This window comes from Pseudomonas sp. B6(2017), from assembly GCF_002112765.1.
GTDB lineage: Bacteria > Pseudomonadota > Gammaproteobacteria > Pseudomonadales > Pseudomonadaceae > Aquipseudomonas > Aquipseudomonas piscis.
Genome location: NZ_NEIQ01000006.1, coordinates 32759 through 46395, shown reverse-complemented (window position 1 = coordinate 46395; position 13637 = coordinate 32759). Strand labels below are relative to the sequence as shown.

Below are 13637 nucleotides of genomic sequence, written 5' to 3'. Positions count from 1 at the left end.
GTGCGCCTGGGTTGGGCAAGCTTTGCGGCGTCGTCTAGGTTACTGCCAGGGAAACTTAACCATCGGTCAGGTTTTTGCGGGTTGCTGCGTGTAGTAGAGGGATCTGAAGCTTCCGGGTAGTACGCGTTCCTACGTAATGAAAAAGCCTGCTCTCAAGGAAGGAGCTGCATGTGAACGCTCGCGCCAAGGATGTGCTGGTCAGTCTTTCGCCTTTGCCCCTGGCGATCCGTTTGGGCCTGGCCGGCCTGCTCTGGGGGCTGGCCAGCCCGGCCGCCATGGCCGCTTGTTCGCCGGCCAACCCCAGCGCCGGCAGCATCGTCACTTGCAGCGGCAATGCCACGGCGGTCCTCACCAACGCTTTCGCCACCTCGGCCGACGACCTGACGGTCAACGTCAACAGTGGCGCGACCTTCAACTCGCTGCTCGGCGGCACGGCGATGAGCCTCACCGGCCATAACGTCACCCTGAACAACAGTGGCACTATCGACCCGGCCCTGCTCGGGCTGGTGACCCTGCTCAGCAATGGTGCGGTCATCGGCAATGGCAGCGCCGCGACCGTCAACATCAACAACGCGGCCAGCGGTACCCTCAACGGCACCTCCGGCATCCTCGGCCTGAACCTGGGCACGCTCAACGGCATGGCGCTGAACATCAACAATGGCGCGGGCGGCGTTACTACCATCGTCAACAACGGCAGCATCGGTTCCTCGGCATTGCTGGGCCTGACCCTGCTCTCCGCCGATGCGCCGGTGGTGGCGGTGCGGGGCGGCTCGCAGGTCGACATGACCAACAACGGCACCCTGGTGGGCCGGGTGGCGTTCCAATCCTCGGCGGCTGGCAACAACTTCACCAACACCGGGCAGATCACCGGAGGCGTGTCCCTGGGGGCCGGCAGTACCAACAGCTTCACCGCAGTGACCGGTTCCTCGGTCAGCAGCGGCGGCGGGATCGGCATCGCCCTGGGCGGCCTGCTGGGGGTCGACCTGACATTTGCTGCTACCGGGCAGATCGATGGCGGCGCCGGCGGCTCCAACAGCCTGCTGCTGCAGAACACCCTGGGCGTGGGTGGCGGCACCACCGGCAGCGGTACGGTTTCCAGTGCCAATTACGTCAACTTCAACAACCTGACCCTCAACAGCGGTACCTGGACCTTGCAGGGGCCGGTGGTCAGCGGCAACACCACGCTCAATGGCGGGGTGGCCCTGTACAACAACAGCGCGACTTTCGGCAGCGGCCTGCTGACCTCCAATGGTGGTGTGCTGCAAGCCAGCAGCGCTGGCCTGACCCTGAACAACCTGATCGCCCTGGGTGCTGGCGGCCTGACCCTGCAAGGCAGCAACGACACCACCCTGGCCGGGGTGATTTCTGGTGGCGGCGGGCTGGTCAAGTCCGGCGCCGGGCAACTGACCCTCAATGGCGCCAATACCTACACCGGCAGCACCACCCTCAATGGCGGTACGGTGCAGGTGGGCAACAACCAGGCTTTCAGCACTTCCACCGTGACCCTGGGCGGCGCGGCCACCTTGAGCGCTCCGGGTACCGTCAACCTGGGCAACAATTTGGTGCTCAACAACGCCCTGAGTACCAGTGGCGTCGGCGCGCTGACCTTGTCCGGCGTGCTCAGCGGCAGTGCCGCGCTGAGCAAGGGCGGTACTGGCAGCCTGACCCTGAGCGGCAACAACACCGGCTTCAGCGGCACCACCAATCTCAATGCCGGCAGCCTGATCCTGGGCAATAACAATGCCTTGGGCAGTGGCTTGCTCAGTACGGCCGGCGGCACCACCCTGGATGCCAACACCGCCATCAACCTGGGCAACGCCCTGGCCCTGGCCGGCAACCTGACGGTGGGTGGCAGCAATGCCCTGACCCTGGGCGGCCTGGTCAGCGGTGCCGGTGGCCTGGTCAAGAACGGCAGCGCCGACCTGGTCCTCAATTCGGCCAATGCCTACCTGGGCAACACCGCCCTGAATGCCGGGCGCTTGATCGTCGGCAATGCCGGCGCCCTGAGCACCGGCACCCTCAACGCGGCGGCCGGTACGACGCTGGATGCCAACACCGCCTTGAGCCTGGGCAACAACGTCAACCTGGCCGGCGCCCTGACCATTGGCGGCAACCAGAACCTGGGCCTGTCCGGACAGATCAACGGTGCCGGCGGGTTGGTCAAGAATGGCGGGGCCAGCCTGACCCTGTCTGGCAACAACGGCTACCTGGGCAATACCAACCTCAACAGCGGTTCGCTGATCCTGGGCAGCAACCTGGCCCTGGGCCTGGGCGTGCTCAATACCGCCGCCGGCACTACCCTGGATAGCAGTACCGCGGTGTCCCTGGGCAATACCCTGAACCTGTCCGGCAACCTCAACCTGGCCGGCAGCAACGCGCTGACCCTCGGCGGGCTGGTCACCGGCATCGGTGGCCTGACCAAGAGCGGCACGGCGGGGCTGACCCTCAATGGCAGCAATACCTACCAGGGCGGAACCTTGCTCAACGGCGGCACCCTGACCCTGGGCAACAGCGGCGCCCTGGGCAGCGGCGCCTTGACCGTGGGCGGCGCGGCGAACCTCGCCGGTAGCACCAGCCTGGACCTGCTCAATGCCATAGTGCTCAACGCCGACCTGACCCTGGACGGGCTCAATCCGCTGATCCTGGATGGCGACGTCAGCGGCGCCTATGGACTGGTCAAGAACGGTGGCGCCAACCTCACCCTCAACGGCAACAACAGCTACCAGGGCGGCACCTTGCTCAATGCCGGCAACCTGACCCTGGGTAGCGCCACGGCCCTGGGCAGCGGTGCGCTGACCGTGGGCGGCGCCAGTTCGCTGAATGCCGGCAGTGCCCTGAACGTGGGCAATGCCATCAACCTCAATGCCAACCTCACGGTGGGCGGTAGCAATGCCCTGACCCTGGGCGGCACCATCGGCGGCAGCGCCGGGCTGATCAAGGGCGGTACTTCCAGCCTGACCCTCAGCGGTACCAATACCTACCAGGGCAATACCGCCCTCAACGGCGGCACGCTGATCCTGGGGGCCAACGGCGCCCTGGGCAATGGCACGCTGAATGCCGCCAACGGCACCAGCCTGGACGCCAGCACCGCGGTCAGCATCGGCAATGGGCTGAACCTGGGCGGCAACCTGACGATCGCCGGCAGCAATGCCCTGACCTTGGGTGGCGCGATCGGCGGGATCGGCGGCCTGATCAAGAATGGCAGCGCCGACCTGATCCTCAACGGCGCCAACGCCTACCTGGGCAACACCACCCTCAACGCCGGCCGGTTGATCATCGGTAACGCCAATGCCCTGGGCGGTGGTGCGTTGAATGCGGCCGCCGGCACCACCCTGGACAGCAACACCGCAGTGAGCCTGGGCAACCAGGTGAACCTTGGCGGCGGGGTCACTATCGGTGGCGGTGCCGACCTGACCCTGGCCGGGGTGGTTGGCGGGATCGGCAGCTTGATCAAGAACGGCAACGCCAATCTGACCCTGAACGGCGTCAACACCTACCAGGGCGGCACCACGCTCAACGCCGGGACCCTGACCCTGGGCAGCAATGGCGCCCTGGGCAATGGGGTGTTGACCGTAGGCGGCGCGGCGAGCCTGGACAGCGCACCAGGTATCAGCCTGAACAACAACCTGACCCTCAATGCCAACCTGACCCTGCCCGGCAGCAACGACCTGACCCTGGGCGGGGTCATCGGCGGTACGGGGCAGTTGATCAAGAACGGCACCACCAACCTGACGCTCAACGGCATCAACACCTACCAGGGTGGCACCACGCTCAATGCCGGGACCCTGACCCTGGGCAACAGCGGGGCCCTGGGCGCTGGCGCCCTGACCGTTGGCGGCGCCGCGACCCTGGACAACAGCACGCCAATGGCCCTGGGCAACAACCTGACCCTCAATGCCGACCTGACCCTGGCCGGCAACAACAACTTGATCCTGGCAGGGGTGATCGGCGGTAGTTCAGGCCTGATCAAGGACGGCCTGGCGGACCTGTCCCTGAGTGGCAACAACACCTTCAGCGGACCTTTGAACGTGCTGGCAGGCAGTGTGACCACGCTTTCCAGCGGCGCCCTGGGCAACAGTTCCGGGGCCAACATCAGCGCGGGCGCCAGCCTCAACCTGGGCGCCAGTGCCAGCCTTGGCGGGTTGACCGGCAGCGGTTCGGTGCAACTCAGCCCCGGGGTGGCGCTGAGTGTCGGCGGCGGCAACGCCAGTTCGGTGTTCAACGGTGATCTTGGTGGCAGCGGGCAGTTGACCAAGGTCGGCAGCGGCACCCTGACCCTGGGCGGCATCAATGGCCTGACCGGCAACAGCCTGGTCAGCGGCGGCACCCTGAAGGTCGATGGCTCCCTGGCCAGCGGCACGGTCAACGTCGCCAGCGGCGGCACCCTGACTGGCGCCGGCTCATTGCTGGGCGCCCTGGATGTAGCTTCCGGCGGCCACCTGGCGTTGAACTCGGGCAGTACCTTGTCGGTGGGTTCGCTGGTGCTCAACAGCGGTGCCAACCTGGACGCCAACCTTGGCGCGCCGTCCACCACTTCGCTGCTCAACGTCGGCGGCAACTTGACCCTGGGCGGCCAGCTCAACGTCAGCGATGCCGGCGGTTTCGGCGTAGGCGTGTATCGCCTGATCAACTACACCGGCAGCCTGGTGGACCTGGGCCTGAACGTGGCCAGCGTGCCATTGGGCTTCAACCTTGGCGACCTGGTGGTGCAGACCAGCGTTGGCAACCAGGTCAACCTGCTGGTGTCGGGAAGCGGCAGCAACGTGCGTTTCTGGGATGGCAGCCAGACCACGGCCAACGGCGTGGTCGATGGCGGCAGCGGCACCTGGGACTCGCTCGGCAACAACTGGACCTCGGTCAACGGCAGCCTCAACCAGACCTGGGGCAACGGCTTCGCGGTCTTCCAGGGCACTGCGGGTACGGTCACCGTGGCCGGGGCGCAGAGTTTCACTGGCATGCAATTCACCACCAGCGGTTATCAACTGGTGGGGGCCCCCGGTGGTTCGTTGACGGCGGTCAATGGCAGCGGCAACACGGCGATTCGTGTCGATCCCGGCATGACTGCCACCCTCGGCGTGGCGATCAACGGCAGCGGCACCCTGGCCAAGCTCGACAGCGGCACCCTGGTACTCAATGGCACCAACAGCTACAGCGGCGGCACTTCGCTGCAGGGCGGGACCCTGGTGGTGGGCAACAACAGCGCCCTGGGTACAGGTGCCTTGAGCACCGCCAATGGCACCACCCTGGATAGCAACACCGCGGTGACCCTGGGCAATGCCGTGACCCTGGCTGGTGCACTGAATATCGCCGGCTCCAATGCCCTGACCCTGGGTGGAGTGATCAGCGGCAACGGGAGCCTGGTCAAGAACGGCAGCGCCAGCTTGACCCTGGCCGGCAACAACACCTACCTGGGGCCTACCGCGCTCAACGCCGGTGGCCTGATCCTGGCCAGCAACACCGCCCTGGGCGGTGGTGCACTGGACGCAGCAGCGGGTACCAGCCTGGACGCCAGCACGGCGGTCAGCCTCACCAATGTGCTCAACCTGGCCGGCAACCTGGGCATCGGCGGTACCGCCGACCTGACCCTTGGCGGGATGATCAATGGAGCAGGCAGCCTGACCAAGAACGGTGCGGCCAACCTGATCCTGAACGCCAACAATGGCTTCACTGGCGGCACCTTGCTCAACGCCGGGACCCTGACCCTGGGCAACAACGGCGCCCTGGGCACCGGTGGCCTGACCGTGGGCGGTGCCGCGACCCTGGACGCCAGCAGTGCCCTGAGCCTGGCCAATGCCCTGACCCTCAATGCCAACCTGACGCTGGCTGGCAGTAACGACCTGACCTTGGGTGGAGTCATCGGCGGTGCCGGCCAGCTGATCAAGAATGGCCCGGGCAACCTGGTCCTGGGCGGCGTCAACAACTACCAGGGCGGTACCTTGCTCAACGCCGGCACCCTGACCCTGGCCCAGGCCGCGGCCCTGGGCAGCGGCGCGCTGACCGTGGGCGGCAACGCGACCCTGGCCAACAGTGCGCCGCTGGTGCTGAACAACGATTTGAACGTCAATGCCGGGCTGGCCCTGGCCGGGGCCAACGACCTGACCCTGGGTGGCGTGATCGCCGGCAGCGGGACCTTGACCAAGAACGGCGCGGCCAACCTGACCCTGAGTGGCAACAACAGCTTCAGCGGCCTGTTCGACGTGTCGTCCGGCAGCCTGATCACCCAGGGCAGCGGGGCCCTGGGCAACAACGCCAGGGTCAACCTCGGGGCTGGAACCAACCTTGACCTGGGCGCTTCCGCCAGCCTTGGCGGCCTCAGCGGCAGCGGTGCGGTGACCATCGGCAGCGGCAACACCCTGACCCTGGGCGCTGACAACCTGGGCAGTACCTTCGCCGGCGGCCTGAACGGTGCCGGACAACTGGTCAAGACCGGTAGCGGCACGCTCAATCTCGGCGGCAGCAGCAGCCTGAGCGGCAATACCCAGGTCAACGCCGGCACGCTGAACCTCAGCGGCTCCCTGGCCAGCAATACGGTCACGGTCAACAGCGGCGCGACCCTGACCGGTAGCGGCAGCCTGGGCGGCGCCCTAAGCGTGGCCGATGGCGGGCACCTGGCGCTGAGTTCCGGCAACAGCCTGTCGGTGGGCTCGCTGGTACTGGGGGCCAACTCCAACCTGGACGTGGGCCTGGGCACGCCAGTCAGCGGAGGCGGCAATGCCCTGGTCAATGTCGGCGGCAACCTGACCCTGGACGGCACCTTGAACGTGAGCGATATCGGCGGCTTCGGCACCGGCGTCTATCGCCTGATCAACTACACCGGGGCGCTCACCGACAACGGCCTCAACTTCGGCACCCTGCCCGGCAGCGTGGTGCCGGGCGACCTGCAATTGCAAACCGCCGTGGGCAACCAGGTCAACTTGCTGGTGAGCGCCCCCAACACCACGGTGCTGTTCTGGGATGGCTCGCAAACCACGGGCAACGGCGTGATCGACGGCGGCTCCGGTACCTGGGGCAGTGGCACCAGCAACTGGACCTTGGCCGACGGCAGCCTGAACCAGGCCTGGGCCGGCAGCTTCGCGGTGTTCCAGGGCAGCGCTGGCAACGTGACCGTGAACGGCACGCAGAACCTCACCGGCATGCAGTTCGTCACCGACGGCTACAACCTGGCCGGCGGTGTGGGCGGGGCGCTGAACCTGGTCAATGGCGGCACCGGCAATACCGCGATCCGGGTCGATCCGAATGCCACAGCTACCCTCGGCGTGACGCTCACTGGCGGCGGTACCCTGGCCAAGCTCGACAGCGGCACCCTGGTGCTCAATGGCAACAACAGCTACAGCGGCGGCACCTCGCTACAGGGCGGCACCCTGGTGGTGGGGGCCGACAACGCCCTGGGTACAGGCGGCCTGAGCACCGCCAATGGCACCACCCTGGACAGCAATACCGCAGTGTCCCTGGGCAATGGGCTGAACCTGGCTGGCGCATTGAACATCGGCGGTTCCAATGCCCTGACCCTGGGCGGCGTGGTCGGTGGCAGCGGCGGATTGGTGAAGAGCGGCAGCGCCAGCCTGACCTTGAACGGCGTCAATACCTACCAGGGCGGTACCTTGCTCAAGGCCGGGCAATTGATCCTGGGCAACAACAGCGCCTTGGGCACCGGAGCCCTGACGGTGGGCGGCAATGCCCAGCTCGACAGTCCGGTGGCCCTGCAACTGGCCAACGCCATTACCCTTGGCGCGCAGTTGAACCTGGCCAACCAGCAGGCCCTGACCCTCAGCGGCGTGATCAGTGGCAATGGCTCGCTGGTGAAGAATGGCAGCGGCGATTTGCTGCTCAGCGGCGCCAACACCTACAGCGGCGGCACCACGCTCAACGCGGGCACCACCCGCGGCGACGCCAGCAGCTTGCAGGGCTCGATCCTCAACAACGCCGCGCTGATGTTCCAGCAGAACGCCAATGGCACCTATGCCGGCAACCTCAGCGGCAACGGCACCCTGGTCAAGCAAGGCAGCGGCACGCTGTTGCTGACCGGCAACAACAGCTTTACCGGTACCACCCAGGTGCAGGGCGGCTCGTTGCTGGTGGACGGCAGCCTGGCCAGCGGCAATGTGCAGGTGGCCAATGGCGCCAGCATCGGTGGCAGCGGCCAGCTCAACGGCACCCTACAGTTGGGCGATGGCGCCAGCCTCAAGGCCGGCGGCAGTGCCACGCCATTGTCCGTGGGCGGGCTGGTGCTGTCTTCCGGCACCAACCTGGACTTCAGCCTGGGCCAGGCCACCAGTTCCACCACGGTGGTCAACGTGGCTGGCGACCTGACCCTGGACGGCACCTTGAACATCACCGATGCCGGAAACTTCGGCGTAGGCGTCTACCAGCTGTTCCGCTACGGCGGCAGCTTGACCAATAACGGCCTGGACTACGGCACCCTGCCTGGTAGCGTGCTGCCGGGCTCCCTGAGCCTGCAGACCGCCCTGGCCAACCAGGTCAACCTGCTGGTACAGGGTGCGCCAGGCCAGGTGCAGTTCTGGAACGGCGGCCAGACCACGGCCAACGGCAGCATCACTGGTGGTAGCGGAACCTGGGGTGGTTCGACCAACTGGACCGACCCCACCGGTACCCAGACCGAAGGCGCGGGCAACCAGTTCGTGATCTTCGGCGGGCAGGGCGGCACCGTGACCGTGGCCGGCAACCAGAGCTTCACCGGCATGCAGGTACTCGACAGCGGCTACAATTTCGTCGCTGGCAGCAACGGCAGCCTGAGCCCCACCAATGGCAGCGATGGCAGCCTGGCCAAGGTGCGGATCAACGGCGGGGTGGTGACCCAGATCGACGCACCACTGGTGGGCAGCGGCGGTATCGAGAAAACCGATGCCGGGGTGTTGCTGCTCACCGGCGCCAATACCTACACCGGCGGTACCACGGTCAGTGGTGGCACCCTGGCGGGCAACACCACCAGCTTGCAGGGACGGATGCTGGTCAACGCCCGGATGTTGTTCGCACAGAACAGCAACGGCGTGTTCAACGGCCTGCTCAGTGGTACCGGTACCGTGGTCAAGCAAGGCGCGGGGCTGTTGCAACTCAATGGCAACCAGCCCTTCAGCGGCACCCTGGCGGTGGAGCAGGGCACCGTGCAGATTGGCGACGACCCGGCTTCCCTGGCTGGGCAAGTGGTGGTCAGCAATGGTGCGACCCTGGCTGGCAACGGCAGCGTCGGGGGGCTGGTCAACAATGGCCTGGTGAGTTCCGGCGGGCCAATCGGCAAGCTGGCGGTCGCCGGCAACTTCAGCAATGGCAGCACCGGCACCCTGCAGTTGACGCCGACTTCGGCCAGCAGCCCGGCGTTGCAGGTCGGCGGCACTGCCAACCTGGCGGGCAACCTGCAGGTCACTGGCTTGAACTATGGTGGCGCCAACACCAGCTATGCACTGATCAACGCCGGTGGCGGTATCACCGGTACCTTCAGCGGCAGCAACTTGCCGCAACTGGTGTTCTTCGACACCTCGCTGGTGTACGACGCCAACCAGGTGAACCTGAATGTCAATCGCAACCAGACCAGCTTCGTCGACGTCGCCCAGACCTCTAACCAGCGTGCGGTGGCCGCGGCCCTGGGGGCTTACTCGGGGGATGACGACGATCCGGCCGACCAGTTGAACGACCAGATCCTCGGCCTGGACCGCGCCGGGGCGGTGGATGCGTTCAACAGCCTGTCCGGGGAGATCCATGCCAGCACCGTCAGCGCCTTGCTGGAGGACTCGCGGTATGTGCGCGACGCCCTCAATGACCGGATGCGCCAGCCTGGCTGCTCCAGCTCCCAGGACGACCCGCGGCAGGTCCTGGCCAGCCGCGAGAACCGCCTGAGCAGCAGTGGTTGCCAGGGCGAGATGGTCGGCTGGATGCGGGTACTCGGCACCTGGGGTGACATGGCCGGCAACAGCAATACCGCCAAGCTGGACCGCAACCTCTCGGGCTTCATGCTCGGCAGCGACCGCCAGCTGGACGATACCTGGCGGGCCGGGGTCGCTGCCGGTTATACCCGCAGCGACCTGTCGGCCCACCGGCTGCAATCCGATGCCAAGGTCGACAGCACGCACCTGGGTGCCTACCTCAACTCCCAGTTCGATGCCGTGGCCGTACGCCTGGGAGCGGCTTACAGCTGGCATCGGATCGAGACCAAGCGCGACGTCAATGTCGGCACCTACAGCGATCGGCTCAAGGCGCACTACAACGCCCGCAGCGCCCAGGTCTTCGGTGAGGTGGGGTATGCGATGGACGCTGCAGGCGTAGCCCTGGAGCCATTCGTCGGGCTGTCCTATGTCAACTACGACAGCAACACCGGCAAGGAGAAGGGCGGTGCGGCGGCGCTCAAGGCCAAGGCCAGCCAGGACGTGACCTTCTCCACCGTCGGCATACGGGCCGGCAAGCGCCTCACCTTGGGCAATGGGCACCAGCTCACGCCACGGGTGGGCCTGGGCTGGCGCCATGCCTATGGCGACACCAAGCCGGATGCCGACCTGACCTTCATCGACGGTGGCACCTCCTTCACCACCCAGGGCGTGCCGATCGCCAAGGACAGTGCGCTGCTGGAGGCTGGCCTGGACTACCAGATCACCCCGGCCGGCAAGCTGGGCATCGGTTACTCGGGGCAGGTGTCCGACAAAACCAAGGACCATGCCATGACCCTCAACTTCACCCTCGACTTCTGACTGTCTTGGGTGTTCGGCAGCCGCCTTGCGAGGCGGCTTTGTCGTTTCCTGGCGGCCATTCAGGGTTGCCGACTGTCGCTGGGACGCCATTGGTGGGGGCCGGCGCTCTTGCACGCTGCGGGGCGTCGCCATGCTCGCCGGGCATGACCGAAATCATTGTCGGCGCCGAAGCTGATATGCCGTGCTAGTTGGCCGAAGGCTCTTCTCGATATTAAAAATGCACTGGTTCTTGATTGGTATTAACTAGCGCCAAAGTTGAGCGTTGGTGTGCTGGACTTGACCTGTTGCAAGTTGTCGGGGGCTCCGATCACCTTGCCTGGTATTGAAATAAAATTGTAACAGCTGCGCGTAAGTATATCTGGAGGATGAGTGTGCCCGGGATGGACTCATTCAGGTCTGGTTAAGTTTGAATATGATATTTGCGAAGCAATGTAGTTGGGTTTAATGATAAGCCCCGGTTTGCCATGGGCGTGGCCAGGATAGAAGTCATGGGTGATGAACAGCGTCAGGTCAGGATCATGACCGTCCTGCAACTGATAATTAATGCCCCTGATGCAATGCGGGTCCGCGCGGCTGCGGCCTATGCCCATGGTTATATCGATGGACTCTTCGATGAAGGACAACTCTCGGTACAGTCTGCCCAGGATATGAAGTGGGTGGCACAGATGCGACGTGACAAGCGATTGTCGGATTTGAGTATTTGATCGCTGCAAGCGGTTCCAGAGACAGGGCCCGAATACTCATTCGCTTATTGGCAGAGCGGCAATATGCTCGCCCGCAGAATATGGGTTGGCGTGCCTGATCCTGCTTTGGACAAAGTCCGGCCAGCCAGGCTTCGGCCCGCACGGCCCCAGGCTCCGCGCCTGCTTGTGAACGCGGATTTTCATGGCTGGCAGCCTCGTCGGATGGCCGTTATCGTCGGTACCTCGATACCGGCGTCACCATGCCCCCTCTTTTCGGTGCTGTTTTTAAAGTGCATGTTTTTAAAGCGCATATTTTTAAAGTGCACGAAGTCTTCCTGTAACGATCAAGTGCTCGGGCCAGGGGTTTTTCGGGAACTTCGAGTGACAACATATAAGAATTTTAGTTGTCGTGGATGGCTCTGTGGCGGGTGTAGCCTGTCAAAAATGCAAGTCTGCATTTGGATGGTGAGACATCTCCTGGAGCTATTCGATACTCCGGGATAAGTTTTTTTGAGTGTTCATTCGGTTTTTCAGTTGCCCTCGCCATATCCTTGGGGTGGATTGGTTAACTATAGTGAAGGTGGTGGTTTCATCGGCTGGACTACAGGCAGGCAACATTAATGCTGCTTATAGCAAGTTTCGGCAAATGCCGTGAATGCTGTTCGAACATTGATTGGCTGCAGGAAAGTCTTCGTCATATTTCTGTCGCGTGAAAGCTTGGCGCTTTGCTCCAGGTTCACTGTTCGGGTAGTCAAGGTATATGCAGAAAGATCAGGACAAGCAGGGAATTCCCGGCATGCAACTCACTGTTGCCGATATACAGCGGGCAATGCTGGATGCCTCTTGCGATTGCATCCACGTGCTGACGCCCGATGGCGTGCTCCTGGCCATGAGTGAAGCCGGATGCGTGGCCTTCCAGATCTCGCAGGCCCAGGTCAGGGGTACGGCCTGGGTACCGCTGCTGCCTGCTGCGACCCACGAGGCTGCCCATGAGGCCCTGGCCTCGGCGGCGGCGGGGCTCTGCGCGCGTTTTGCCGGCTACAGCGATGCCCACGGCAAGATCATCCACTGGGACAATGTACTGACCCCCACCCTTGATCGGCAGGGGCGGGTGCACAGCATCGTGTGCGTGTCTCGCGACGTGACCGAACAGGTGTTGCTGCAGCAGGAGCTGAACCAGGCGCTGGTGCGCGAACAACTGCTGACGGGTGAAAGGCTGCACCGGATCAAGAATCTTTTCACCGTGGCCGATGCGGTGGTCATGATGGCTGACAGGGAAGCCCGCAGCACCGGTGCCCTGGACCGGTTGGGCAAGCTTGCGGCCGACAAGCTGCGGGCGTTATCCAGGGTCTACACCCTGGTTCTGGATAGCGAGGGGGCCAAGGCTGTGGACATGGCGGCCTTTGTCGGTTCCGTACTGCAACCTTTCGGCAGCCAATGCCGATTCAGCGGTACGGCCGAGCACGTCCCAGGGCCGCTGGCCAACCTGTTGGCGCTGCTGCTCCATGAGCTGGCGACCAATTCGGTGAAACATGGCGCCCTCAGCATCGCCGAGGGCGGGGTCGACATACGTTGGGCCAGCCAGGAAGGTTGGCTGAACCTGGATTGGGTGGAGAAGGGCGGGCCGGCGATTTCCGCCCCACCGGTTCGCTATGGCTATGGCTGCGAGCTGATCGATGAGCTAGCGATCGTCGCTGGCGGGCGCATCGAGCGGAACTGGTCTGCGCAGGGGCTGCGGGTGGCATTGAGGCTCTCATTGGCTGGCAAGTAGGCACGGGCCAGGGTTCGGTGTGGGGGCTGGGTCATCGATCATGCCTGGATGGGAGGATGCTAGAGTCCGCTGTCCAGGCATGGCCAATACCCGGGGGAAAGATGAATCTGTCCGAACACTTGTTGCTGCTCGAACGTCGGTTGCAGGAAGCCGACGTGCGCGGTGATCGCCAGGCGCTGGATGCCTTGCTGGCCGATGAGTTCCTCGAGTTCGGCGTCAGCGGCGGGCGCTGGGACAAGGCCCAGGTGCTCGCCAGCTTGCCGCAGGAGTGGTTTATCGAGCGGCACATCGAGCAGTTCACCGTGCAGCGGCTGGCAGTCGACCTGGCCCAGGCCACCTACCTGTGCCATAACGCCGCAGCGCCCGGGCGGGCCGCCTGCAGTGCCTGGCGCAGCTCGCTGTGGCGCTGCCGCGAAGGGCGCTGGCAGATGCTGTTCCACCAGGGGACGCCGCGACCAGGGGCGTGAGGGCTCTGCTAGAATCCCC

Annotated in this window: 4 protein-coding genes; all 4 read left to right on the top strand. The window is 64.7% G+C overall.

The features are described 5' to 3' along the window. Positions 1-170 precede the first annotated feature (170 nt). Entirely contained in the window at positions 171-10697 is a 10527-nt protein-coding gene (locus CAG11_RS11415) for an autotransporter-associated beta strand repeat-containing protein (protein WP_371857889.1), read from the top strand. A 488-nt stretch (positions 10698-11185) separates the two neighbouring features. Beyond that, a complete protein-coding gene (locus CAG11_RS11410) occupies positions 11186-11401 on the top strand; it encodes a hypothetical protein (RefSeq protein WP_085653195.1) in 216 nt (71 codons plus the stop codon). 775 nt (positions 11402-12176) lie between these two features. Further along, positions 12177-13151, top strand: coding sequence for a PAS domain-containing protein (locus tag CAG11_RS11405; protein WP_158091415.1), 975 nt, complete (start codon positions 12177-12179; stop codon positions 13149-13151). A gap of 101 nt (positions 13152-13252) precedes the next feature. After that, positions 13253-13618, top strand: coding sequence for a DUF4440 domain-containing protein (locus CAG11_RS11400; protein ID WP_085596388.1), 366 nt, complete (start codon positions 13253-13255; stop codon positions 13616-13618). Positions 13619-13637: the final 19 nt, after the last annotated feature.